28 protein-coding genes are annotated in these 23495 nt (G+C 40.8%); 27 read left to right on the forward strand and 1 reads right to left on the reverse strand.

Features of this window, described 5'->3' with window-relative positions:
• Positions 1 to 139 precede the first annotated feature (139 nt).
• From ACZYT3_RS07710 to ACZYT3_RS07830, 25 genes are all read left to right on the forward strand, one after another.
• Entirely contained in the window at positions 140 to 1081 is a 942-nt protein-coding gene (locus ACZYT3_RS07710) for a D-alanyl-D-alanine carboxypeptidase family protein (protein WP_464088233.1), read from the forward strand.
• Positions 1078 to 1650 (forward strand): spore maturation protein A, encoded by a 573-nt coding sequence (locus ACZYT3_RS07715; protein WP_294561770.1) that lies wholly within the window; start codon positions 1078 to 1080, stop codon positions 1648 to 1650. The genes ACZYT3_RS07710 and ACZYT3_RS07715 overlap by 4 nt, the downstream gene beginning before the upstream one ends.
• The gene (locus ACZYT3_RS07720; protein WP_294561769.1) at positions 1640 to 2149 is read left to right on the forward strand and encodes a spore maturation protein; all 510 of its coding nucleotides are present in this window, start codon (positions 1640 to 1642) and stop codon (positions 2147 to 2149) included. Before ACZYT3_RS07715 ends, ACZYT3_RS07720 begins: the two co-directional genes overlap by 11 nt.
• 26 nt (positions 2150 to 2175) lie before the next feature.
• Positions 2176 to 2898 carry a pseudouridine synthase gene (locus ACZYT3_RS07725; protein WP_294561768.1) on the forward strand — a complete coding sequence of 241 codons (723 nt, stop codon included), beginning with the start codon at positions 2176 to 2178 and terminating at the stop codon, positions 2896 to 2898.
• An 81-nt stretch (positions 2899 to 2979) separates the two neighbouring features.
• Positions 2980 to 3750, forward strand: a complete 771-nt coding sequence (locus tag ACZYT3_RS07730; protein ID WP_294561767.1) for an RsmE family RNA methyltransferase — start codon at positions 2980 to 2982, stop codon at positions 3748 to 3750.
• Positions 3716 to 4468, forward strand: a complete 753-nt coding sequence (locus tag ACZYT3_RS07735; protein WP_464088234.1) for a hypothetical protein — start codon at positions 3716 to 3718, stop codon at positions 4466 to 4468. Before ACZYT3_RS07730 ends, ACZYT3_RS07735 begins: the two co-directional genes overlap by 35 nt.
• Positions 4465 to 5754, forward strand: coding sequence for a tRNA (N(6)-L-threonylcarbamoyladenosine(37)-C(2))-methylthiotransferase MtaB (mtaB, locus tag ACZYT3_RS07740; protein WP_464088235.1), 1290 nt, complete (start codon positions 4465 to 4467; stop codon positions 5752 to 5754). Before ACZYT3_RS07735 ends, mtaB begins: the two co-directional genes overlap by 4 nt.
• A gap of 1 nt (position 5755) precedes the next feature.
• Positions 5756 to 7225: a UDP-N-acetylmuramoyl-L-alanyl-D-glutamate--2,6-diaminopimelate ligase gene (locus ACZYT3_RS07745; protein ID WP_294561764.1), complete on the forward strand. Its 1470-nt coding sequence runs from the start codon at positions 5756 to 5758 to the stop codon at positions 7223 to 7225.
• Entirely contained in the window at positions 7212 to 7874 is a 663-nt protein-coding gene (deoC, locus tag ACZYT3_RS07750) for a deoxyribose-phosphate aldolase (RefSeq protein WP_464088236.1), read from the forward strand. Before ACZYT3_RS07745 ends, deoC begins: the two co-directional genes overlap by 14 nt.
• A 124-nt stretch (positions 7875 to 7998) precedes the next feature.
• Positions 7999 to 8994 (forward strand): nucleoside hydrolase, encoded by a 996-nt coding sequence (locus ACZYT3_RS07755; protein WP_464088237.1) that lies wholly within the window; start codon positions 7999 to 8001, stop codon positions 8992 to 8994.
• On the forward strand, positions 8984 to 9565 hold the full coding sequence (locus ACZYT3_RS07760) for an ECF transporter S component (RefSeq protein WP_464088238.1): 582 nt from the start codon (positions 8984 to 8986) through the stop codon (positions 9563 to 9565). The genes ACZYT3_RS07755 and ACZYT3_RS07760 overlap by 11 nt, the downstream gene beginning before the upstream one ends.
• A 163-nt stretch (positions 9566 to 9728) precedes the next feature.
• A complete protein-coding gene (rpsU, locus tag ACZYT3_RS07765; RefSeq protein ID WP_464088239.1) occupies positions 9729 to 9908 on the forward strand; it encodes a 30S ribosomal protein S21 in 180 nt (59 codons plus the stop codon).
• A gap of 81 nt (positions 9909 to 9989) precedes the next feature.
• Positions 9990 to 10196, forward strand: a complete 207-nt coding sequence (locus tag ACZYT3_RS07770; protein WP_294562707.1) for a YabP/YqfC family sporulation protein — start codon at positions 9990 to 9992, stop codon at positions 10194 to 10196.
• Positions 10183 to 11088, forward strand: a complete 906-nt coding sequence (locus tag ACZYT3_RS07775; protein WP_294562705.1) for a sporulation protein YqfD — start codon at positions 10183 to 10185, stop codon at positions 11086 to 11088. The genes ACZYT3_RS07770 and ACZYT3_RS07775 overlap by 14 nt, the downstream gene beginning before the upstream one ends.
• Positions 11081 to 12031, forward strand: a complete 951-nt coding sequence (locus ACZYT3_RS07780; protein WP_464088240.1) for a PhoH family protein — start codon at positions 11081 to 11083, stop codon at positions 12029 to 12031. The genes ACZYT3_RS07775 and ACZYT3_RS07780 overlap by 8 nt, the downstream gene beginning before the upstream one ends.
• 65 nt (positions 12032 to 12096) lie before the next feature.
• Positions 12097 to 12447, forward strand: coding sequence for a cysteine peptidase family C39 domain-containing protein (locus tag ACZYT3_RS07785; protein WP_464088241.1), 351 nt, complete (start codon positions 12097 to 12099; stop codon positions 12445 to 12447).
• 23 nt (positions 12448 to 12470) lie between these two features.
• Complete coding sequence (gene ybeY, locus ACZYT3_RS07790) at positions 12471 to 12920, forward strand: rRNA maturation RNase YbeY (protein WP_464088242.1); 450 nt, start codon at positions 12471 to 12473, stop codon at positions 12918 to 12920.
• Entirely contained in the window at positions 12904 to 13248 is a 345-nt protein-coding gene (locus tag ACZYT3_RS07795; protein ID WP_464088243.1) for a diacylglycerol kinase family protein, read from the forward strand. Before ybeY ends, ACZYT3_RS07795 begins: the two co-directional genes overlap by 17 nt.
• The gene (cdd, locus tag ACZYT3_RS07800; protein WP_294562700.1) at positions 13245 to 13640 is read left to right on the forward strand and encodes a cytidine deaminase; all 396 of its coding nucleotides are present in this window, start codon (positions 13245 to 13247) and stop codon (positions 13638 to 13640) included. Before ACZYT3_RS07795 ends, cdd begins: the two co-directional genes overlap by 4 nt.
• A gap of 1 nt (position 13641) precedes the next feature.
• Positions 13642 to 14529 carry a GTPase Era gene (gene era / locus ACZYT3_RS07805; protein ID WP_464088244.1) on the forward strand — a complete coding sequence of 296 codons (888 nt, stop codon included), beginning with the start codon at positions 13642 to 13644 and terminating at the stop codon, positions 14527 to 14529.
• Positions 14522 to 15241, forward strand: a complete 720-nt coding sequence (gene recO / locus ACZYT3_RS07810) for a DNA repair protein RecO (RefSeq protein WP_294562698.1) — start codon at positions 14522 to 14524, stop codon at positions 15239 to 15241. The genes era and recO overlap by 8 nt, the downstream gene beginning before the upstream one ends.
• 77 nt (positions 15242 to 15318) lie before the next feature.
• Positions 15319 to 16695, forward strand: coding sequence for a glycine--tRNA ligase (locus ACZYT3_RS07815; RefSeq protein WP_464088245.1), 1377 nt, complete (start codon positions 15319 to 15321; stop codon positions 16693 to 16695).
• A gap of 12 nt (positions 16696 to 16707) precedes the next feature.
• On the forward strand, positions 16708 to 18432 hold the full coding sequence (gene dnaG, locus ACZYT3_RS07820; protein WP_294562696.1) for a DNA primase: 1725 nt from the start codon (positions 16708 to 16710) through the stop codon (positions 18430 to 18432).
• Positions 18433 to 18450: 18 nt separating this feature from the next.
• The gene (gene rpoD, locus ACZYT3_RS07825) at positions 18451 to 19653 is read left to right on the forward strand and encodes an RNA polymerase sigma factor RpoD (protein WP_294562695.1); all 1203 of its coding nucleotides are present in this window, start codon (positions 18451 to 18453) and stop codon (positions 19651 to 19653) included.
• Positions 19650 to 20294 carry a tRNA (adenine(22)-N(1))-methyltransferase gene (locus tag ACZYT3_RS07830; RefSeq protein ID WP_464088246.1) on the forward strand — a complete coding sequence of 215 codons (645 nt, stop codon included), beginning with the start codon at positions 19650 to 19652 and terminating at the stop codon, positions 20292 to 20294. Before rpoD ends, ACZYT3_RS07830 begins: the two co-directional genes overlap by 4 nt.
• Positions 20295 to 20303: 9 nt before the next feature.
• On the opposite strand, the gene ispH is transcribed toward ACZYT3_RS07830, so the two are convergent.
• Positions 20304 to 21185, reverse strand: a complete 882-nt coding sequence (ispH, locus tag ACZYT3_RS07835; RefSeq protein ID WP_294562691.1) for a 4-hydroxy-3-methylbut-2-enyl diphosphate reductase — start codon at positions 21183 to 21185, stop codon at positions 20304 to 20306.
• A 76-nt stretch (positions 21186 to 21261) separates the two neighbouring features.
• Between ispH and ACZYT3_RS07840 the strand changes: the two genes are divergently transcribed.
• Entirely contained in the window at positions 21262 to 22629 is a 1368-nt protein-coding gene (locus ACZYT3_RS07840) for a DEAD/DEAH box helicase (RefSeq protein ID WP_294562690.1), read from the forward strand.
• Positions 22626 to 23480 carry a deoxyribonuclease IV gene (locus ACZYT3_RS07845; protein ID WP_464088247.1) on the forward strand — a complete coding sequence of 285 codons (855 nt, stop codon included), beginning with the start codon at positions 22626 to 22628 and terminating at the stop codon, positions 23478 to 23480. Before ACZYT3_RS07840 ends, ACZYT3_RS07845 begins: the two co-directional genes overlap by 4 nt.
• Positions 23481 to 23495 lie beyond the last annotated feature (15 nt).

Genomic DNA, 23495 nt, shown 5'->3' on the forward strand with positions numbered 1-23495 from the left:
AGGAGTTACTTATTTGCATATGATTTTGTAACAAAATCATTTTCTTGTGGTTTTTGCTTCATATTTATTATGATTGATGAAGATTTTCAAAAAGAGGGCTTTTTTGCTTCTGCTTTTCATACAATGAAACAGGTGAAATATGAAAAAAACAATTGCTTTTTTGATGATGCTTTTTTGCTTTCAGCTGCCCATAGAGGCAGATTATATCGTCATGTCTGAAGGTGAGGTATTAGCGGGTGACAACATTCATCAGACACAAAGCGTCGCTTCAATCAGCAAGGTGATGACAGCATTGGTAGCGCTGGAAAATGCCGATATCAGCGACAGGATCATCATTGATCGTGAAACGACGATGCAAATCGGTTCTTCCTTATACATGCTTGAAAACGAAGAATATTCATTGCTTTCGCTATTATATGGCCTGATGCTGAGAAGCGGTAATGATGCGGCACATGCAATTGCTCTTCATGTTGGTAAAGATGTTGCCCGTTTTGTGAAAATGATGAATGATAAGGCAAAAGAATTAGGCATGCATGATACTGTGTTTTCAAATCCCAGCGGATTGGATGAAACGGATGAAGGAAATATCTCGAGCTTATATGATATGGCCTTATGCATGCAGGCTGCCATGAAAAATGACATTTTTAGGATGATCGTCAATACGCGTCAGTACCAGGCGGAGAATCAGCGTGTTTGGATCAATAAGAATCGTCTTTTAAGCATGTATGACAGCTGTAATGGAGGAAAGACAGGCTATACGGTAAAATCCGGTAAAACACTGATTACCACAGCTTATGAAAATGGTCTTGAATCCATCGTGGTCAGCTTTAGAGAAGGGGATTATTTTATGTTACATAAACGGCTTCATGAAGATGTGTACCAGAAATATAAATCCCATCTTTTGATTAAAAAAGGCAGCTATAAGATAGCTAATAAGCGGCTGCTCATCAAAGAAGATATTCATGCAATCGTTCCTATTGGTGATGAGGTATTTGCGGAAGCTCTTATTGAAGATGGAAAAGTGCTCATCCGCTATAAAAATTTAGATACTGTGATTGAACGAAGGGAGCTTTTGACATGACGCTTTTCTGGAGCATGATGATCTTAGCCTCTATCTTATTTGCGTTAATTACCGGAAAAAGTGAGCTTTTAAGCAATACGATCGTATCGGTTGGCAGTGAAACATTGGATTTTGTATTGCCGCTGATTGCAGTTACCTGTTTTTTTAACGGGATCGTAGAAATTGCCTTTCAAAACGGCTGTATCGCATGGCTGGAGAGAAGGATGAACCCCTTGCTTCGCTTCCTGCTTCCGGATATCAAGCACGATCAGGAAACCTTGGGCTATGTTGCCAGCAACATCGTGATCAATATGTTTGGATTGGGAAGTGCCGCTACTCCTGTCGGCCTGAAAGCGATCAAGGGCATGCAGAAGCACAATCCTGATCCTAAAACAGCAACCCGAAGCATGGTAACCTTTCTCGTATTAAATACAGGCGGCGTCACACTGTTTCCGACAAGCATCATCGCTTTACGTGTGGCTTATGCATCAAAGGATGCGACCAGCTTTATTCCTTTTGCGATCATTGCTACTTTCAGTGCATCCCTGATAGGACTTTTGGTGGATCGGTGGTGGAATCATGGTCACTAATCTGATCTTGCCGCTTTTTATCTTTCTGATCCTGACCGTATCACTGATTAAGAAGGTTGATTCGTACAATGCCTTTTTAAAGGGGGTCAAAGAAGGCTTTTTACTTTTTAATGATGTATTTGGAAGCATGCTTTCCATGATGTTTGCGATCAATTTATTAAGAATTAGCGGCTTGCTTGATTTTATCGCTCATATTTTCGCGTCTTCGATTCTGAAGATCGAGCCTTCCTTATGGGCCATGATGCTTTTCCGGCCTTTTTCGGGAACAGCCTCTTTAGCGATTATGATCGATATTTTTAAATATTTAGGTGTTGATTCTTTTAGTGGCATCATGGCAAGCATCATTCAGGGAAGTACGGATACGACGCTTTATGTCATTACCTTATATTTTGGGTGTGTTGGTGTTAAAAAGATCAAAAATTCGATGGTCATCGGTCTGATCAGTGATATTGTAGGAATAAGTATGGCCATTCTACTTACATTTCTCTTCTTTTCATGATATGATACTGAAAAAGGAAGTGGAATATGGAAAGATTACAGAAGGTAATTGCTGCCAGCGGCTTGACTTCACGCAGAAAAGCTGAGGTTTTGATCAGTGAAGGAAGGGTCCGTGTGAATGGCAATGTGATTCGTGAAATGGGATATAAAGTAAAAAAAGGTGACAGGATCGAGGTTGATGGTGAACTGATCCAAAAGGAAAATAAGGTCTATTATGTCATGAATAAGCCTAAAAAATGCTTATGTACCTTAGATGATGAGCATGGGCGCAAGACAGTCGTATCACTGATCGATTGTGAAGAAAGAATTTTCCCGGTAGGCAGATTGGACTATGACACAAGCGGTGTCTTGATCCTGACCAATGACGGTGAATTTGCCAATATGATCATTCATCCTCGCTATCATCTTCCTAAAACCTATGACGTGCTGATCGATGGTATCCTGGATACCTCTCAGATCAAAGAATTAGAAAAAGGTATCCAGCTGGATGATGGTATGACGCTGCCGGCAAAAGTAAGGGTTCGTAAAAAAGATTATGCCCTTAAAAAAACTAAATTTGATCTGACGATCGTTGAAGGGAGAAATCATCAGGTCAAACGTATGGTCGAGTATTTTGGCTATCAGGTCACTTCTCTGCATCGTAAATCAATCGGCTTCTTAAAGGTTGATGATATGTCACAGGGAAGCTACCGGCTTTTAAAGCCGCAGGAGGTCAAAGATCTGCGGCGTTTAGCGAATGAAGGAAAATAATGCTCCGCTTTTGGCGGAGTTTCTTTTAAGTTTTATTTGTCTTTTATTGTTATTTCGATTAAAATAGAAAAAGGTGATGGTATGCAGCAGTATTTTATAGAATCAAAACTTAGTGAAAAGATCCTGTTTAATGAGGAACAATCTCATCATATCGCACATGTCATGCGTATGAAGGAAGGCGAGATCGTTAAGGTCGTCGATTGTGAGGAACAGGCCGCTTATGCTGCTATCCACTATGAAGGTAAAAAAGCTGTTGGACTTCTTCAAGAGCATTTGCCTGATGATCATCATAAACAGATCGACATCAGTCTGGCAATGGCACTGGTCAAAAAAGAAAAATGGGAGCTTTGCGTACAAAAATCTGCGGAATGCGGGGCTTATGATATCTTACCGTTTATATCCTCAAGAAGCGTTGTGAAAATCAGTGAAGAAAAGAATGATAAAAAATTAGCGAGATGGCAGAAGATTGCCTTAGAAGCCTGTGAGCAGTCAAAACAGAATCACCGCTGTCTGGTCCATCCGATATGTTCATTTTCACAGGTGCTTGAAAAAGAAGCTGATTTAAAATGCATTGCCTATGAGAATGCGGATACAACAGCCGACAGTCTGGGAAAAGTTTTATGTCAGCATCCCAACATTCGATCTGTGCTGGTCATGATCGGCCCTGAGGGTGGTTTCAGCGGGAAGGAAATCACAGAAGCTAAAGCCCATGGCTTTATCTGTGTATCTCTTGGTAAGCGGATCCTCAGAGCAGAAACAGCTGCTATCAGTGCTGTCAGCATGCTGACTTATCATTATGAGTTGCTTGGAGAATGGTATGGAACTAATAAAGAAAATTCAGAAAAAGGATGAAATCAAACTGTTGAAATGTGATGCAGTCAAGCGTTTCATCAAAGAAAACGAACATTATCTAAAACGATATCACATTGATCTGTCAATCAAAAAAGAGGAGGATTTCTTTTATTTTGAATGTCTTGTTCAAACCTTAAAAAACAAGGAGGCCTTTGAAGGCTGCTTTGTGAAATCTTATGATGATATGATTGATTATTGGCAGACACTGAATTATGAAGAAAGAAAACGTCTGATCAATATCGATATTGACCGGATCAAAGAAAAGCTTCCTTTTGTGGTACGTGATCAGCAGAAGCTTTACTTGCCTTGCATGAATGAGCGCATCAATGCAATTTATGAGAATGAAATGGTATTATTTGAATTGAAACAATATAATCGGCTGCGATTTGATTGTAAGGATATGATCGATCAACATCATCTTACGTGTGAAATGGTCAGCTTTCATTTTACGTCCTTGGAATTGGTAGAAATCGATGAAAATGGTTATTGGGCTTATTGTCCGTTATCATCGACGTTATATCATTTTGTAGATGATGTTATCTGTGAATCCTTTCCTTTGGTCCGTTTCCAAGGTGAGATCAATGAGCTTGAAGACTGGATCTCTTTATATCTGAAGGAAGATGAAGAGGCATGTATTCGTATGTTCATCGAAAAGGGCTGGATCAGTGAAAAGATGACACGTAAAATGACGAAGATCTTAGAAAGAAGGAAAAAATGAAAACATTTGCGATACATACACTTGGCTGCAAGGTCAATTCCTATGAATCTGAAGCTTACATCGAAAAATGTCTTCAGTTAGGTTATAAGCAGGTTGATTTTAAAGATAAAAGTGACATTTATCTGATCAATACCTGTGCAGTGACCAATACCGCAGCTTCAAAATCAAGACAAAAGATCCATCAGGCGATTACTCAAAATCCACATGCTTTTATTGCGGTCGTCGGCTGTTATTCACAGGCTGAGGCAGCGAATATCGAAAAAATGGAAGGTGTGAATGCGGTTGTGGGAAGCGATCAGAAACAGACGTTTCTCGATTCGCTCGATACGCTTGTGGAAAAACATCAGAAGATCAATTATGTTCATGAATTAAATACGATTCCTCAGTTTGAGGATCTGCATATCGAACGCTTTGTTCGGCATACAAGGGCCTATTTAAAGATACAGGATGGCTGCAACCAGTTCTGCAGTTATTGTATCATTCCTTATACAAGGGGAAGAGAACGCTCTTTGGAGGAAGATAAAGCAATAGAGATCGCGAAAAAGCTCGTATCGAACGGGCATCATGAGATCGTTCTTTCAGGGATCCATACCGGAAGATATGGCCGTGGTATTCATAGCGATCTTCCTTCTTTGCTTAACAAGCTGTTGGAAATTCAAGGACTGGACCGTATCCGGATCTCAAGCATTGAGATGAATGAAGTCAGCGATGCTTTGCTGGATCTGATGGAAAAGCATCCCCAGATTGCCCGGCATCTTCATATACCGGTACAGGCCTGCAGCGATTCGGTCTTAAAAAGGATGAATCGTCCCTATGATATGCGGCAGTTCATGAAGCGGATCGAAGAGATTCGTCAAAAGCTTCCTCATATTTCGATCAGTACGGATATCATTGCCGGATTTGCGGATGAAAGTGAAGAAGAGTTTGAAGAAACGTTAAAAAATGCAAAGATGTGCCGCTTTAGCTTCATGCACGTCTTCCCATATTCAAAAAGAGATCAAACAGTGGCTAGTAAAATGAAACAAATTCATGGTACAATAAGAAAGCAAAGAGCACATGAGCTTTGTGAGCTGTCAGATGTGATGAAGAGGGAATACAGCAATTCATGGATTTCAAAAAGCTGTGAGGTTTTGGTCGAAACATGCAAGGGTGAAAATTGCATGGGACATTCCAGTGAATATTTACCGGTTATGTTTAAAGGGGATGCCTCGCTGGTCGGACATATCGTTCGCGTTGTGATTCATGAAGTAAATGATTCCGGATGTTTAGGATCATTGGAGGGTTAAGATGAAATGTTCATATTTATTTGAAAATGCACCGGATATTGAAATTAAGACGCTTTTTTACGATTCTCGGAAGAAAGTAAAAAATGGCATGTTTTTCTGCATGGATGGTCTTGTTCATGACGGTCATGAATTTATTCGGCAGGCGATCGAAAATGGGGCGGTCTGCATCGTCCATTCAGAAGATATCTCTGAAAAGCAAAAGGGAATCGTATATATTCGTGTTGAGGACGTGAGCGATACGATGGCACGGGTTGCTGCTCGTTTTTATGGCTATCCGTCAAAAAAGATGAAGATCTATGGTGTGACCGGAACAAATGGGAAAAGTACGATTACGACGATCATTCGTGATATTCATTCGAGGTTTGAACCTTGCGGCTATATCGGGACGATTTCTATCAGCTATGGTGATGTTACCTTGCCCCCGGATCTTACGACGCCGGATGCCATCATGCTTCAATCGGTATTCAAGGATATGGTGAAGGCCGGAATGAAGGCATGTTCACTTGAGGTCAGCTCACACGGGTTGGAACAGAATCGTGTGAACGGTGTTGATTTTGATGTTGCGATCTTCACCAATCTGACCTATGATCACCTCGATTATCATGGTACTTTTGAAAATTATCTAAAAGCCAAATGCAAGCTTTTTGAAATGATCCGAAAGGATGGCATCTGTGTTTTGAATGTCGATGATGCTTCTTTTAAAGAGTTTGAAGAGGCATCAAATGGACGCGTTGTTACTTATGGCATTCAAAATGATGCGGATTATCGTGCTGATAACATTCAATTGGGTATTGAAGGAACAAGCTTTTCCTTGATTTATGAAAATAAAGAATATCCGGTACGTACAAATCTTGTCGCTTTGTACAATGTCTATAACCTTTTGGCGGCGATTGCCGGCTTGCATCAGGGAGGACTTGATCTTGAGAAGATTCTTGAGTGTCTGAATGATCTCAAGCAGGTTGACGGACGACTGGAGCGAATCGATGAAGGACAGCCGTTCAATGTCATCGTTGATTATGCACATACTCCGGATGGCTTTGAAAAAATATTTGAGTATGCTCAGATGATCACGCCAAGCGATCGCAATATCATTGCCGTGTTTGGCAGTGCCGGACGCCGGGATGCGAAAAAAAGAAAGGTGATGGGCAGCATTGCCGATCGTTATTGCGGGAATATCATCATTACCGATGAAGATCCCCGTACAGATGATCCAAGCGCTATTGCCAATGATATCAAAAGCGGTATCGTCAATGCCAATACGATCTATATTCCTGAAAGAAGTGATGCGATCCGTCAGGCCATTGAGATTGCCAATGTCAAGGATACGATCCTGATCCTTGGCAAGGGGGATGAAGACTATATGGTCTATGAAAACGGCAAGCAGTATTACATGGGCGACCAGAAGGCTGCCAAACGAGCAATTAGAAAATACTATCTAGGTATTGAGGAGGACGAAAATGAAGAAGAGTAAGTATATCGATCATACATTGTTAAAGCCGCAGGCTACGAAGGCTCAGATCCTTAAATTATGTGACGAAGCCCTTGAATATGATTTCGCAAGCGTTTGTGTGAATCCTTACTGGGTCAAGACTTGTGCTGAAAAGCTAAAGGGAAGCGATGTCATGGTTTGTACGGTGATCGGTTTTCCTTTAGGTGCAACGACCAGTGAAACCAAGGCGTTTGAAACGAAGCAGGCCATTGCACAGGGTGCTGATGAAGTGGATATGGTCATGAATATCGGAGCCCTGATAGACGGCGATACGGATACTGTTATCAAGGATATCGAAGCTGTCGTAGAAGCAGCGAACGGCAAGTGTGTCAAGGTGATCCTTGAAACCTGTCTTTTAAGCGATGAACAGATCACTTTGGCTTGTGAATGCTGTGTAAAGGCAAAGGCAACCTTTGTCAAGACGAGCACAGGTTTTTCAACTGCAGGAGCGAATCCGCATGTTGTCAAAGTTATGGTTGATGCTGTCAAAGGAGCATGTAAGGTTAAGGCAGCCGGCGGTGTCCGTACACCTGAAGAAATGGATGAGATGATCAGGATCGGAGCTGACCGTATCGGTACAAGCTCCGGTGTAAAGCTGATGAATAACGAAAGCGGAAAAACTTCATATTGATATAAAACTGGTTTCAAACCTCCCAGTATAATAATAGGCAAAAAGTGAATGAAATTTTTATGAAAGCTTCATGACCTTGCTTATATTACAGGCAGGGTCATTTTTAATGTGAAAGGGTGATTGAATGAAGCGTAAGATCATTATTGACTGTGATCCCGGAATCGATGATAGTTTGGCGATCATGATGGCATTATCATCAAAGGATGTTGAAGTGGTAGGAATTACGATCGTATGCGGCAATGCTCCCGTAACGATGGGTTTTGAAAATGCGAAGAAAGTGCTGAAACATATGAATCGTCTGGATATTCCGATCTATATGGGTGCTGCTAAGCCGTTAAAAAAAGAATATGTAAATGCTTTGGATACGCATGGGAGCGATGGGCTTGGAGAAAGCTTTCTTGAACCTGTGGAAGGCTTTTACCAGCCTTTGACGGCTGTTGAATTTTTATCGCAGACATTGAATGAGGAAAGCTGCAGCGTGATCGCTCTTGGTCCTTTGACAAATCTTGCTGATTTGCTTGCTGCCGATGAAAAAGCCTTTAATAATATTGAGATGCTTGTTTCCATGGGTGGTTCATATAAGGCCCATGGAAACTGTTCACCGGTGGCTGAATACAATTACTGGGAGGATCCTGAGGCTGCGGCTATCGTTTATCAGCATATGGCCAAGCTTGGTCGCTTGATCCATATGGTAGGCCTGGATGTCACAAGAAAGATCGTCCTGACTCCGTCACTTCTTTCTTATATGGAAAGACTTGATCCTGAAAAAGGAGAATTTATACGTAAGATCACGAAATTTTATTTTGATTTTCATTGGCAGTGGGAGCATATCATCGGTTGTGTCATCAATGATCCTCTGGCCATGGCTTATTTTCTAAAGCCAAAGCTATGTCATGGATTTAATTCTTATGTCCAAATTGAAACCGAATCTCTTTCAAGAGGACAATCAATCGTAGATGCTTATGATTTTTATAGAAAAAAGGCGAATGCCCATGTCTTGAATGAAGTAGATATCCGGGGATTTTTTGAATTATTTTTTGAATTGCTGCTTCATATGGAAAAAGACAAGCTTACTGAATTAGAAAAGCTGATTGTGCAGGAGGTGGATCATGAAGGCTAAATTTTCTATCTTTCAAATATGCATGATCGCTTTGAGCGTGGTCCTGAACATCGTGGGCGGTCAGATTGCTTTGTTATTGCGTCTGCCAATCTATCTGGATAGCATCGGCACGATCTTCACAGGAGCTGTCTATGGACCTGTATTAGCCATGCTTCCCAGTCTGCTGAGCGGATTGATACTTGGTGTGACAAGTGATATCTATTCGTTATATTACGCACCTGTGGGCATTCTTTTGGGCCTTTTAAGCTCTCTTGTATGGAAAAAAAGATCTTCCAAGGCAAGCTGGCCTTTTCTTGCTGCCTTTGTGATCACGATTCCGACATCACTATGCAGTGCTTTGATTACCGCAGCACTGTTTGGCGGCATCACTTCCAGCGGGTCAAGCATTTTGGTCCAATTGCTCGCTAAAACACCGCTGGGACTGACCATGAGCTGTTTTATCGTACAGGTCATGACAGATTATCTCGATCGTCTGTTAAGCATCGTCATCGTGCTGGCACTGCTGAAGCGTCTGCCTAAGAGCATGCTTCATAAGATAAATCCTGCGCTTAAGGAAGACAAAGATATTTAAAATAAAGGGTTCATTTTTATCGTTTTATCTATAAAAATACGCTTTATCTTGAAAAAAAGGGTTTAAAACTAGAAAATAACTGAAAAAATTTCCATAAAATCTTGCATAATTATGTGAAATTATGTATAATGTACATGCTTGCTCGGAAGGGAGGTTTTTGTAGATGCCAAAAGTAGTGTTAAAAGAGAACGAAGTTTTAGATGATGCTTTACGTAGATTTAAACGACAAGTATCTAGAAACGGTACCCTTGCTGAGGCTCGTAAAAGAGAGTTTTATGTAAAACCAGGCGTACGTCGCAAATTAAAACAAGAAGCAGCACTCAAAGCTAGACGCTCAAAATAGAAGCAGCTGCTTCTTTTTTTTATCTTTGCAAATAAGTTCAGTTTACGGACACTTCTTTCATATACTGAAATGAGGTGTCTGATGATCACATTATCTGATGAAAAAATCAGTATCATTCATTATAAAAAAATCAGTAAGGTATCGATCCAAGAGATACATATTGAAACGGCGCATACGACTGTCATGATTAGCGGTGAGGAGCTTTTTATCGTCTATCTGAATGCGGATGAAATCATCTTAAAAGGGAAAATCAGGAAGGTTGATTTTTTAGCTCATGAGAGGGCATGATCTTTATAAGGCGGAATGTGATATTTATGAAGTGATGGCTTATGTGATGCAGCATCGTATTACCATCTATCATCTGAGGGAAGAGAAATATGTTTATTTTTCTTCTTCTTGTAAATATCGAACATTGCTTCAAAAACATCCGCTCATTCACTATCAGTCAAGTATCGGTATGATGGGCATGGTGTTTCGCTTTTTTGCCAGCAAAGAAAAAATAGCTGCTTTGATTTGTTCGCTGCTTTTGTTTTTGGGTTTATCCAAAACTATTTTTCAGGTAGAGATCTTGGGTGAAAGTGATTTCCATCACGATCTCATCGAAACAAAGCTCAAACAGTTTCAAACACCTTTTTTCTATTGGGACAGTACAAGTATCTATAAAAAGCTGGCTGAGCTGAATCAGGATCTCAACTGGTATGCCGTACATCAAAAAGGTTCCAAGCTGGAAATTCATTTTCTTCCCCGTGAAAAAATGGAGCTTTCACAGTTTCATCCATATGATCTTATCGCTTCTAAAGATGGTGTCATTGCCGCTTTTGATGTAGCGAAAGGGAATAAGGTCGTCAAGATCAATCAAAAAGTACAAAAAGGAGAAGTCTTGGTCAGCCATATCATTTTGGATAGCAAGGAAGAAGAGAAGACAAGCGATGTATTGGGAAAGGTCTATGCCTATACCTTTGAACGCATTGATGTGGAAATCTCTAAAAATGAGCTTCCCGAGGCCATCAATTATTATTTATGTCTGATGAAAAGCAGGATGCAGCTGTCACTTGATAAAGATGAATATATTGTCAAAGAGATTCCTTTGCAATTTGAAGAAGATTCAGCTACAATAAGGATGTCCAATTATTATGTTTTATATGAGATGATTGCGGTAGTAGGAGAAAGTGATGAATAAATACAGTTTAGATGTTTCTTATTGGGAAATGGATGAAAGAAGAATGCTTTGTGGTCCAAATGATCAGTATTTAAAGCTTTTAGAGAATGAATTTGATTGCCAGCTCGTTTTTGATGATAATTCTTTGATATGCCTTGGAGAAAATGAGTTGTGCCTGAAGGTGATCAAAAACTGTTATTCTTTGATGGAACAAACCCATCAGCTGTCTTTAAGCGATGTCCAATATCTATGTAATCTGGTGAAGAAGTATCCTCATTCCAAAAAGCTTCATTTTTCAAATGAGCCGATTGCCAAGACATTTAACGGTAAGCTGATCTTTCCTAAAACGATCGGTCAGCGCGTGCTTATTGAGAGCATGGAAAACAGTGATATCGTCTTTGCAAGCGGAGTGGCAGGCACCGGAAAAACTTATCTTGCAGTCGTTTATGCTGTCAGCCAGCTGAAAAAAGGCGTTTTCTCTCGAATCGTGCTGACACGTCCGGCCGTAGAAGCAGGTGAATCTTTAGGCTTCTTACCGGGTGATCTGAAAGAAAAGGTCGATCCTTATTTACGTCCTCTTTATGATGCCTTGTATGATATGCTGGGAAATGAGCAGGTGGCAAAGCTCATGGAAAAAGATGTCATAGAAATTGCTCCTTTGGCCTATATGCGTGGCAGGACGCTGGATAATGCTTTCATCATTCTGGATGAGGCACAGAATACGACGCGTTCACAGATGAAGATGTTTTTGACACGCATGGGCTTTAATTCGAAGATCGTGATCACCGGCGATACGACGCAGATCGATCTTGTGAAGCCCAAGGAATGCGGTCTGACGCAGGCAATCGAGTATCTGCATGATGTTGAGGGCATCAGCTGTGTTGAACTGACAAGTCATGATGTCGTTCGTCATCCGATGGTACAAAAAATACTTGAACGTTACGAAAAATATGAAAATTCTTAAAAAAGAAACATCAGAAGTTTCTTTTTTTTATTGGGAATGGATATATAAGAGTAGGAGGTATAAATATGAACTGTGGTATTGAGGTATTAAAACGACTGAATGAATTGATTGATACAGATTTAACAAAGGTAATCTGCCGCTGTGAAAAAAAGATCGGTGAAAAGGGCTTATGTATGTCAGATCTGTTTGAAGAATTGAATCTGGTACTTCCTTGTCAGGCGGTATCTTCGCTTCATCTCATAAAAAAAACACCGTATATTGCTTTTATCGGCTTTGATCATCATGGCCATTATGTTTTGGTCGAGGATGTTCAAAAGAAGGTAAGGGTATATGATCCCGCAAAAGGGTTTTTAAAAATGACAAAATTTCATTTTTATATGATTTGGAGCAAGAAAGCAATCGTTTTTATGTTATAATAGAAAAGAATTCGAGGTGGATTATGATAACGCTCATCAATCAGACAAATGATGAAAAATGGAATGAATATGAAGAAAGATTTCAGCGTATTTTTGAAAAGACGCGTGAGGTATGCAGGGTTGATCGGGATTATGACGTATCGATCATTCTGGTGAATGACCGCGAGATCCATGAAATCAATAAATCGTATAGAAATATCGATCGTCCTACAGATGTGATCAGCTTTGCATTGAAGGATAGTGAGGATGAGATCATGCTGGAGGAAATCGAAGCAGAGCTGGGAGATATTTTCATCAGTGTGGATGCGGTGAGAAAGCAGGCCAAAGAGTATGAGCACAGCGAATGCCGTGAGATCAGCTTTTTATGTACCCATGGGCTTTTACATCTTCTCGGCTATGATCACATGAATGAAGAGGATGAAAAAGAGATGTTCGCTTTGCAGGATGTGATATTGGATGGTTTCTCTTTTTAAGAAATTTAAGGCTGCATTCAGTGGTCTTGGCTGTGCCGTCAAAGACAAAAGCGTCCGGCTTCAATTGGTCTTTGCTGCGGCTGTGCTTGTTTTTGGCTGGATATATGGATTTAGTGGTGAGGAATGGCTTTGGATCATCAGCGCTGTTTTTATCGTCGTCTTATGTGAAATGGTAAATACTGCTGTTGAGCGGATCTGTGATCTTATTGATCCTCATCTTAACGTAAAGATCAAATATATCAAGGATCTGAGTGCCGGTTGTGTCCTGCTTGCCAGTTTATATGCAGTTGTGATAGGATGTATGATCCTGAAAGGAGTATTACGATGATTGATCAGAAATTAGTAGAAAGAGCTTTTAAAAATCTGGAGAATGCCTATGCACCTTATTCACGATATCGTGTCGGAGCATGTCTTGAAACGGTGAATGGAGATTTTTATGATGGTGCAAATATTGAAAATGCCTCATTCGGACTTACCAATTGTGCGGAAAGGAGTGCAGTTTTCGCAGCATATTCCAAAGGTGTCCGCAAAGAGGATATCAAGGCTTTAGCTATCGTTTGTGAAGGAAATACGATTGCTGCACCTTGCGGTGCCTGCCGACAGGTCCTGGTCGAGCTGTTGAAAAAGGATACGCCGATTTATCTGGCGAACCGTACATCACAGCTTGAAACAACGATCGAACAGCTTCTTCCGATGAGCTTTACGCAAGAGGATCTATAAGATGAAAAGCGGTTTTATCGCAATCGTAGGACGTCCTAATGCCGGCAAGAGCACGCTTTTGAACAGCATTATGAATCAAAAGCTGGCGATCATCTCAAGCAAGCCGCAAACAACGCGCAACAATATCCAGGGGATCTTAAATGATGAGGATTCTCAGATGATCTTTATTGATACCCCGGGGATCCATAAACCGCATCATGAATTGGGCCGTACGCTGAATAAAAGTGCTTATGCGTCTTTACAGGATGTCGATGTCATTTATTATATGGTGGATGCATCGGTTCCTTTTGGACATGGAGAAGAATTTGTATTAAATCAGATCAAAGGAAAATCAGAAAATATTTTTCTAATCTTAAATAAGGCGGAACTTTTGTCACGCGATAAGGTCATGCAGTTGATCTTGCAGTGGCAAAAACGATATGATTTTAAAGAGATCTTTCCATTAAGCGCTCTTGAAAGGCGAAATGTCGATGAATTGATCAAAACGACGAAGAAATATCTTTCAGAGGGACCTATGTATTTTGATAGTGATACGATTTGTGATCACGATCAGAATTTTTTGATCAGTGAACTGATCCGTGAAAAAATCATTTATCGGACACAGGAGGAAATCCCGCATTCGGTGGCGGTGGTCATTGAAAATAGGGAAGAAACTGAAAATAAGATCTATATCCAGGCGATGGTCATTGTTGAAAGAGCCAGTCAGAAGGGTATATTGATCGGCAAACAGGGTAAGATGATTTCTTCTATTCGTTTAGATGCGCAAAAGGAATTACGCTTCATTCTGGGCAAAAGGGTTGAATTGGAGCTGTATGTACGCGTAGAAGAAAATTGGCGCAATAAGGAGAGCAAGATCCATCAGTTTGGTATCGGTGAGCTTGATGAGTGATTTTAAGGGCATCGTCTTGACAAATACGCTCATTCATGATCATGATGTGCTCATGAATGTGCTTACGCCTTTTGGAAAGATAAGCATGAAAGCAAAAGGGGTATTAAAAACACATTCTAAAAACCGTAATTATACAGAAGTAGGATGTTACAGCCTTTTTCATACGATCGATAAGAATACGTCGAAGATCGTGCTGTTGAAAAATGCGGAAATGGTAAAACGTTTTTTGAATATTGAACATGATCTGATCCGCAAAAGCATTTATTCATGTTTTCTTGAAATCATGAATAAGACTGACATCTGCTTTGAAGATGCTCTTCAATATATAGAAATCCTGGACAGCTGTGCGAATCCTTATTGTATCTATGCCTTGCTGTTATGTGAAGTGCTGCGCTCAAGCGGCGTTTCGATCGTGGTTGATGCGTGTGTGCTTTGTTCTTCGGAGAAAGGATTATGTGCCTTATCGATTCCGGATGGCGGTTTTGTATGCGTTCATTGCTTTGATCAGACGCGTCATTATCATCTAAGCGTGGATGAATTAAAAAATTTACGCTATGCAGCGCACGCTTCTCTTGAGAATTATCAGGCTTTAGAAGCAGCTTCGACACTTTCCTTCCAGTCAGTCAGCTATCTTGTTGAGCTTTTACATCGCTATGGTGAGATCACGCTTCGAAGCCATGCGTTTTTAGAGGTTTTACAGCCACTTGCTTAATTTGACAATCAAGTGGTTTTTGTGTTATAAAATAGGATGAGTTTGTTTGCACAATTAAAATTTAGGAGGCATAACATATGGGTGATTTCAGTTTTGAAAAAATCGTCAATCATGCGAAAAATTCAGGATTTGTATATCAGGGTTCCGAGATATACGGCGGTCTGAGCAATACGTGGGATTTCGGACCTTTAGGAGTAGAATTAAAAAACAATATTAAAACGGCCTGGTGGAGAAAATTTGTCCAGACGTCACCCTACAATGTAGGCATTCAGAGTGCTATTTTGATGAATCCGAAGGTTTGGGAAGCAACGGGACATTTACAGGGCTTTTCAGATCCTTTGATGGATTGCAAGGTATGCAAGACACGTCATCGCGCGGATCATCTGATCGAAGAGTTTTCAAATGGCAAAGTGAATCCGGAAGGCTGGAGCAACGAACAAATGATGCAGTATATCAAGGACAATCATATCGGCTGTCCAAACTGCGGTGCCCATGACTTCACAGAGATCCGTCAGTTTAATTTGATGTTTAAAACATTTCAGGGGACTTTGGAGGATGCGAAGAGCACGATCTATCTCCGTCCTGAAACTGCGCAGGGAATGTTTGTGAATTTTAAGAACGTTCAAAGAACCATGCGTAAAAAGCTTCCTTTTGGTATTTGCCAGGTAGGAAAATCTTTCAGAAATGAAATTACGCCCGGTAATTTTATATTCAGGACACGTGAGTTTGAACAGATGGAAATGGAATTTTTCTGTAAGCCCGGCGAAGATCTGAAGTGGTACGATTATTGGAAAAAGACGTGCATGGATTTCTTGACGCATTATGGAATCAAACCGGAAAATCTGCGTTTCCGTGATCATGCGAAGGAAGAGCTGTCCTTCTATTCCAAAGCGACCTGTGATATCGAATATAACTTTCCGTTCGGCTGGGGCGAGCTGTGGGGCATTGCAGATCGTACGGATTACGATCTAAAGCGTCATATGGAACATTCCAAGGAAAATCTGGAATATATGGATCCGATGACCCATGAGAAGTATATCCCTTACTGCATTGAACCGGCAGTTGGTGTGGAAAGAGTTTTCCTTAGTGTTTTTGCGGATGCTTATGATGAAGAGGTCATCAACGATAAGGATACGCGTATCGTAATGCATCTGCATCCGGCCTTAGCACCTGTCAAGGCTTGTATCACGCCGCTTAGTAAAAAACAGAATGATCTGGCTATGAAGCTTTTTGAACAGCTGTGTGTTGATTTTGCTGTTGATGTTGATGATGCAGGCAGCATCGGCAAGCGTTATCGCAGAGCGGATGCGATCGGAACGCCATTCTGCATCACACCTGATTTCGATACTGAGAATGATGGTTGTGTTACGGTTCGTGATCGTGATTCCATGGAGCAGGAAAGAATCAAGATCGAAGATTTAAATGAATATATTTCTTCAAAGATCGCATTTTAGGAAGGAAAGCTGATGGCTAGATTAAGTGAAGACAAAATCAATGAAATACGTTCCCGCAGTGATATCGTTGAGGTCATCTCAAAATATATCCCGCTTTCACATAAAGGAAAAAGCTATGTGGGAATGTGTCCTTTTCATGATGATCACGACCCTTCGATGAGCGTTTCACAGGATAAGCAGATCTTTAAATGCTTTGCGTGTGGTGCAGGGGGCAATGTCTTTAACTTTGTATCACGCTATGAGAACATCTCTTTTGTTGAGAGTGTCGTGAAAGTTGCCAAGATCTGTAACATTGATGTTGGTGATATCGAAATCACTTCAAATCATGTCAACGCTCATCTGGCACCTTATTATAAGCTTAACCAGGCGTTTATCGATTATACGCATTACATGCTTCTATCGGGCGGTCATAACGATATTCTGGATTATCTGCATAAGCGGCAAATTCGTGATGATTTGATTAAAAAGTTTGAAATTGGCTACAATCCTAAAGAAGATGCGCTATATCATTACTTGAAGGCGAAAAAATTTAAAGACGATGAAATGATAGAAGCCAATCTCGTACGTTTGACCAGTCAGGGAATCCATGATGTTTTTTCATCAAGGATCACGATTCCGATTCATGACCGCTATGGCAATCCCATTGCCTTTACCGCAAGAAGAATCGGCGATGGGGATGAAGCGAAGTATATCAATACGTCAGAAACGCCATGTTATGTAAAGGGAAATGTTCTTTTCAATTATCATCGTGCTTTAGAGGTCTGCAAGAAGACCCAGCGGGTACTTCTGGTAGAAGGAGCCATGGATACGATAGCCTTTTATAAGGCAGGCATCGAAGATGTGGTTGCCACTTTGGGAACAGCCTGTACCAAGGAGCAGCTAAAACTGTTGAAACAGATGCATGTCAAGGTAGATGTCTGTTACGATGGTGATGCTGCGGGCATCAATGCCATTTATAAATTCGGCAAGATGGCGAGTGAGAGCGCTCTTGTATTTGAGGTTGTCGATAATAAGAGCGGTCTTGATCCCGATGAGATCATTGAAAAATATGGGATCGATGAATTAAGATCCCTGTCTTACAAAACGATTTCATGGATCGATTTCTGTTTCGAATATCTTCAAAGCAGATATCATTTGGAGAATTATTCGCAGAAGGTTGAATATGCCAAGGAGATGAGCGTTGAAATTGAACGTGTAAAAGAAGCTTTTTTAAGAGAAAACTATTTAAAGAAGCTTTATGAGATTACAGGCTTTGATATGAGTCAAAGGACTGTTAAGCCAAAAACTGTTTTACGAAATATATCTAAAAATATTCAATTTAGATATGGGGAAGCGGCTGAATATGAAATATTAGGCCAAATGCTTCTTTCACGTCAGGCGGTCAATGTATTTAAAAATGATCTTGGCTTTCTGATTCATCCTGTTTGTAATCAGCTTGCCTTATATCTGATCAATGAGTATCGGCTTTCCGATACGATACAGGCAGCGGATCTGTTGAATCAGATCAAAGAGGAGGAAGTCAAAAAGCTTCTGATCGATCTGTGTGAATGGGAATTGGCACCGAAAGCCTTTAATATGGAGGTCTTAAAGGATGCCATCCGTAAGATTCATGATAAGTGCATTGAAGCTAAAATCAAGGAAATGTCTGAGCTGGCTAAAAAAATGTCGAATCCGCTGGATAAGGCCAGATTGATGAATGAGATCATAGAATTGCGTAGAAAAAGCAGTCAGTTGTAGGATCAGTTAGGAGAAATTATGAAGCAAGAAAAAACAAAGGAAATCAATAGTTTGAAGACATTGGATGAAATAAAAGAAGATCTTTTGGAAAAGTATCAGAAGGATCATGTTTTGTATCAGAAGGATATTGCTAGTGCGACAGAACACTTGGATTTAAGCGATGATGACACAGATGAGCTGTTTGATTGGCTGACCAAGAATGATATCGAAGTTTCTGATGATGAGGATCTGAATCTGAATGATCCATCGATCGTGCTTGATGAGCCGGATGATATCGGTGATTTTGATGATTTGGATCTTGATGATGAATTTGATGAAGATGATGCTTTAGCAAGCGATATCGAATCGCTTGAACAGTCGTTTGCGAATTCTTCTCAGGCTAAGATCAATGATCCGGTCAAGATGTATTTGAAAGAAATCGGACGCGTCGATCTTTTGAATCCGGAAGATGAGCCGGAAATTGCACGACGCATCCAGGAAGGCGATGAGGAAGCGAAAAAGACGCTGATCGCTGCCAACCTTCGTTTGGTAGTCAGCATTGCTAAAAAATATGTTGGGCGCGGCATGCTCTTTCTTGATTTGATTCAGGAAGGTAACATGGGTCTTGTGAAGGCGGTTGAAAAATTTGATTACACCAAAGGATTTAAGTTTTCAACATATGCGACATGGTGGATCCGTCAAGCGATCACACGTGCAATTGCCGATCAGGCCAGAACGATTCGTATTCCTGTACATATGGTCGAAACGATCAACAAATTGACTCGTATCCAGCGCCAGCTGGTACAGGATCTTGGCAGAGATCCGACAGCTGAGGAAATTGCGGAAAAGATGGATGGCATTACTCCTGAAAAGGTACGTGAAATTCAAAAGATTGCCCTTGAACCGGTATCGCTGGAAACGCCGATCGGTGAAGAGGATGATTCACATTTGGGTGACTTCCTTGAAGATGAGAATGCGATGTCACCGGATGAATATGCCAACAACCAGCTTTTGAAGGATGAGATCAACCTTGTGCTGCAGGGATTGACAGATCGTGAGGAAAAGGTTCTGCGTCTTCGTTTCGGTCTTTATGACGGACGTACAAGGACGTTGGAAGAGGTCGGTCGTGAATTTAATGTGACCCGTGAACGTATCCGTCAGATCGAGGCAAAGGCTTTACGTAAGCTGAAGCATCCTACACGCTCAAAACGGTTAAAGGATTTTGTTGATAAAGCACAATGAGAATTTCAAAAAGGATCCGTGAAATCGAAAAGCTGATACCACAAAACAGCATTGTCGCAGATATCGGCTGTGACCATGCCTATTTGTGCACGCTTGCGGTTCTTCATGGAAAAGCGGTTAAATGCTATGCCTGTGATATCGCACAAGGCCCCTTAGAAAATGCGAAAAGGACGATTCGGGAAATGAATCTTGAAGATCGTATTTTTCCTGTGCTTTCTGATGGCCTTGAACATGTACCGGCCGATGCGAATGTATGTGTCATCAGCGGTATGGGCTTTGATACGCTCAAAAAGATTCTTGAAAATCATGATCTTGATCAGTTTGAGGTGCTCATTCTGCAAATTAATGGAGATGTCTATGATCTGAGAAAATGGATCATTGCACATGATATGAAGATCACTGATGAAAGAATCATTCATGAAGGACATTATTATACGATCTTGGTCTGTCAGCACGGACATGATCATTATACCGAAGAAGATTATATTTTTGGAAAATATCTGCAGGGCGATACCTTTCAGGATTATTGGAAGTTTCGTAAACAAAAAATACAGGAGATCCTTCAGATGTTACATGATTCAAAGCAGACGGATGAGCTGACTCATCTTCTAAAAATGATTCAAAGAAAAACAGGTGCTTAGCATCTGTTTTTAAATGACATCTTCTGTTTTTAAGGGAATGATTTCTTCTGTCTGGAGATAATGGATGATCTGCTGAGTAATTTTAGTAGGCGTTGATGCGCCGCTTGTTACGGCTACCTTTTGAAATGCATGCAGATCTTCTTTTAATAATGCCTCCAGATTTTCAACGCAGAAAACATGATCGGCTTTGTTTTGTGCCAGCTGTGCCAGCTTCTGTGTATTATGGCTTTTAGGATCGCCGACAACAATAAAAGCGTCTGCTCTTTCAAGCTTCATGACTGCCTGCTGACGACATCGTGTCGCGCTGCAGATCTCATTGCTGATAAGTGCGTGGGGATATTTTCTGGCGATGCTTTCATAAAGAGCAGCAGTCTGATAAGAAGACAGTGTCGTCTGATTTGTAAAGAAGAGCTTTTCATTTGTGAAGGTTAGGTCATCTTCTGTTTCGATCAAGTGAACCTTGTCGCTGATCTCAAGCACAGCTTCGCTTTCAGGATGATGTTTTTTACCGATATAGCCAATCGTATAACCTTCATCTAATTTTTCTTTGATCAGCGTATGGATAAATGAAACATATTCACATGTGGCATCAACGATCTTTAATCCTTTGGCTTTTGCCTTGTTGACAACACGTTCGCTGACGCCGTGGGCGGTAAAGATGACATAGCCTTCATCTATTTCGTCTAAAAGCTCATAGCGTGTTTTTTTATCCGTGTCGACGCTGTATATTTGATATTTTTGAAGAGCCTCTACGACAAAGCGATTATGGACCAGCATGCCTAAGATCGTTATTTTATCATGGGGATGCTGTTTTCTGGTTCTTTTGGCGATTTCAATCGCATTGACTACGCCTTTGCAGTAGCCTCTTGGGGTAATTGTGATTACTTCCATTGTTTCACCTCGTCATCATCATATCATATCTGGGAAAATTATGTTATAATTATAAACAAGAAAAAGGAGAAAAGTTATGAGCAAATTTTCAGATTATACATTCAAACAAACAACAAAAGATTTTATCGAACATAACGGATTCATAGCTCCGACCCCCATCCAGCAGAAAGTAATTCCGCTGGTTTGTAAAGGAAAGGATGTCATCGGCATCAGTGATACCGGTACTGGAAAAACTCATGCTTTTCTGATTCCGATCATTGAAAGAATCGATCCAAGCTTAAATGAGGTCCAGGTGGTCATAACGGCCCCTACCCGTGAACTTGCATTACAGCTGTATATGCGGGCTGCCGATCTTTCTGAAGCATTAAAGGGATGTCGTGTTCGCCTGATCAGTGGCGGTATAGATAAAAACAAACAAAATACGACCTTACGGATACAGCCGCATGTCGTCATCGGTACGCCGGGAAGGATCAAGGATCTGTTTCTCGAAGAAAAGACGCTTCGTATTGACAGAGCATCGCTGCTGGTCATTGATGAAGCGGATATGACTTTGGAATTCGGTTTTCTTGAGGATATTGATGCCTTTGCCTCGAAGATGCGAAAGGATCTTCAGATGCTCTCCTTCAGTGCCACGATGCCACAGGGATTACAGCTTTTCCTAAAAAAATATATGCATAATCCGGTAACGGTCAAAATCGAAGATGATACGCATATCAGCGCGCCTAAGATCGAACATATCTGTATCCCGTGCAAGCATCAGGAATACCATGAAAAGCTCTTGGAAGTATTAAAAGGTTTTAAGCCTTATGTTTGTCTGATCTTTGCCAATACACGCAGCGAAGCCGCAAAGGTGGCTCAGGAAATGCGTGATCATGGTTATGATCTGATCGAGCTTCATGGCGATATGCCTTCAAGAGCACGTAAGAATGCCATGAAAAACCTGATGAATCTGGATAAGACCTATATCGTTGCCAGTGATATTGCTGCAAGAGGAATTGATATCAAGGGCATTTCACATGTTATTTCATTGGGCTTTCCAAGTGAGATTGATTTCTATATCCATCGTGCCGGCAGATGCGGCAGAGCAGGTATGAGCGGTATCTGCTACTCCCTTTACAAAAAAGAAGATGAAAATGCCATCCGCCAGCTGACCAATAAGGGAATCCATTTTCAATATATGAATATTAAAGACGGACAATGGATCACTTTAAAGGATAAAAATAAGCCAAAAGAACATAAACAAAGCGAGCTTGATAAAAAAGTCAGCATGATCGTCAACCGTAAGAAAAAAACAGTAAAGCCGGGATATAAAAAGAAGCGTAAGCAGGAGGTTGAAAAATTGAAACGAAAAGCAAAACGAGCCATGATCCAGGAGGAAATAAGAAAACAGAAAAAAGAAAGAGCCATTGCTTCACAGATCCAAAAAAGAGGTCATGAAGAATGATCATAGGTTCACATGTATCCATGTCATCTCCTGATTATGTTTTAGGAAGCATAAAAGAGATGCTCAGCTATCATGCCAATGCCTGCATGATTTATACGGGACCGCCGCAGAATGGCAGAAGGGTTCCTATCGAAAAATTAAAAATTGATGAAGCAAAAGCTCTGCTAAAAGAAAATCATCTTTCAATGGAACATGTCGTTGTGCATGCCCCTTATCTGATCAATCTGGCAAATACGCTGAACCCGCAGACCTATGAGAACAGCATCGAATTATTAAAAAATGAAATTATCCGAACAGACGCTATCGGATCTCCTTATTTGATCCTGCATCCGGGAAGTCATGTGAATGCCGGAAGCGATGTCGGTATTCAAAGTATCATACAGGGATTAAATGCTGCTCTTGACGATTCCCAGAAATGTATTCTTTGTTTAGAAACGATGGCCGGCAAGGGAAGTGAATGTGGCCGTACGTTTGGAGAAATCAGACAAATGATCGACGGTGTACATATAAAGAAGCTGGGGGTCTGTCTGGATACCTGTCATATTCATGATGCCGGTTACGATCTCAGTGATTTTGATCAAATATTACGGATGTTTGATGAGATCATCGGTTTGAGCTATTTGAAAGTCGTTCATTTAAATGATTCTAAAAATATTTGCGGAGCACGGAAAGACCGTCATGAAAATTTAGGACATGGTGCAATCGGCTTTGAAAAGCTTTGTCAGATTGCCCATCACCCTTTGCTGGAAAATATCCCGATCATCCTGGAAACTCCTTATATCGAAAAGAAGCCTCCTTATAAGGAAGAAATTGAAATGCTTCGTAACCAGCAGTTTGTCAATATCAAATAAAAGATGATTTCAGTA

This window comes from Traorella sp. mt218 (genome assembly GCF_055420025.1).

Bases quoted from the DNA above. Each gene is read 5' to 3' on its own strand.
- ACZYT3_RS07840 (WP_294562690.1), top strand. From the start codon at position 21,262: ATGAGCAAATTTTCAGATTATACATTCAAACAAACAACAAAAGATTTT.
- recO (WP_294562698.1), top strand. From the start codon at position 14,522: ATGAGTGATTTTAAGGGCATCGTCTTGACAAATACGCTCATTCATGAT.
- ACZYT3_RS07775 (WP_294562705.1), top strand. From the start codon at position 10,183: ATGAGAGGGCATGATCTTTATAAGGCGGAATGTGATATTTATGAAGTG.
- ybeY (WP_464088242.1), top strand. From the start codon at position 12,471: ATGATAACGCTCATCAATCAGACAAATGATGAAAAATGGAATGAATAT.
- ACZYT3_RS07745 (WP_294561764.1), top strand. From the start codon at position 5,756: ATGAAATGTTCATATTTATTTGAAAATGCACCGGATATTGAAATTAAG.
- ACZYT3_RS07755 (WP_464088237.1), top strand. From the start codon at position 7,999: ATGAAGCGTAAGATCATTATTGACTGTGATCCCGGAATCGATGATAGT.
- ACZYT3_RS07785 (WP_464088241.1), top strand. From the start codon at position 12,097: ATGAACTGTGGTATTGAGGTATTAAAACGACTGAATGAATTGATTGAT.
- ACZYT3_RS07795 (WP_464088243.1), top strand. From the start codon at position 12,904: ATGGTTTCTCTTTTTAAGAAATTTAAGGCTGCATTCAGTGGTCTTGGC.
- era (WP_464088244.1), top strand. From the start codon at position 13,642: ATGAAAAGCGGTTTTATCGCAATCGTAGGACGTCCTAATGCCGGCAAG.
- ACZYT3_RS07845 (WP_464088247.1), top strand. From the start codon at position 22,626: ATGATCATAGGTTCACATGTATCCATGTCATCTCCTGATTATGTTTTA.
- dnaG (WP_294562696.1), top strand. From the start codon at position 16,708: ATGGCTAGATTAAGTGAAGACAAAATCAATGAAATACGTTCCCGCAGT.
- ACZYT3_RS07715 (WP_294561770.1), top strand. From the start codon at position 1,078: ATGACGCTTTTCTGGAGCATGATGATCTTAGCCTCTATCTTATTTGCG.
- ACZYT3_RS07735 (WP_464088234.1), top strand. From the start codon at position 3,716: ATGGAACTAATAAAGAAAATTCAGAAAAAGGATGAAATCAAACTGTTG.
- ACZYT3_RS07720 (WP_294561769.1), top strand. From the start codon at position 1,640: ATGGTCACTAATCTGATCTTGCCGCTTTTTATCTTTCTGATCCTGACC.
- ACZYT3_RS07780 (WP_464088240.1), top strand. From the start codon at position 11,081: ATGAATAAATACAGTTTAGATGTTTCTTATTGGGAAATGGATGAAAGA.
- ACZYT3_RS07770 (WP_294562707.1), top strand. From the start codon at position 9,990: ATGATCACATTATCTGATGAAAAAATCAGTATCATTCATTATAAAAAA.
- deoC (WP_464088236.1), top strand. From the start codon at position 7,212: ATGAAGAAGAGTAAGTATATCGATCATACATTGTTAAAGCCGCAGGCT.
- ACZYT3_RS07725 (WP_294561768.1), top strand. From the start codon at position 2,176: ATGGAAAGATTACAGAAGGTAATTGCTGCCAGCGGCTTGACTTCACGC.
- ACZYT3_RS07830 (WP_464088246.1), top strand. From the start codon at position 19,650: ATGAGAATTTCAAAAAGGATCCGTGAAATCGAAAAGCTGATACCACAA.
- rpoD (WP_294562695.1), top strand. From the start codon at position 18,451: ATGAAGCAAGAAAAAACAAAGGAAATCAATAGTTTGAAGACATTGGAT.
- ACZYT3_RS07815 (WP_464088245.1), top strand. From the start codon at position 15,319: ATGGGTGATTTCAGTTTTGAAAAAATCGTCAATCATGCGAAAAATTCA.
- cdd (WP_294562700.1), top strand. From the start codon at position 13,245: ATGATTGATCAGAAATTAGTAGAAAGAGCTTTTAAAAATCTGGAGAAT.
- mtaB (WP_464088235.1), top strand. From the start codon at position 4,465: ATGAAAACATTTGCGATACATACACTTGGCTGCAAGGTCAATTCCTAT.
- ACZYT3_RS07710 (WP_464088233.1), top strand. From the start codon at position 140: ATGAAAAAAACAATTGCTTTTTTGATGATGCTTTTTTGCTTTCAGCTG.
- ispH (WP_294562691.1), bottom strand. From the start codon at position 21,185: ATGGAAGTAATCACAATTACCCCAAGAGGCTACTGCAAAGGCGTAGTC.
- ACZYT3_RS07730 (WP_294561767.1), top strand. From the start codon at position 2,980: ATGCAGCAGTATTTTATAGAATCAAAACTTAGTGAAAAGATCCTGTTT.
- rpsU (WP_464088239.1), top strand. From the start codon at position 9,729: ATGCCAAAAGTAGTGTTAAAAGAGAACGAAGTTTTAGATGATGCTTTA.
- ACZYT3_RS07760 (WP_464088238.1), top strand. From the start codon at position 8,984: ATGAAGGCTAAATTTTCTATCTTTCAAATATGCATGATCGCTTTGAGC.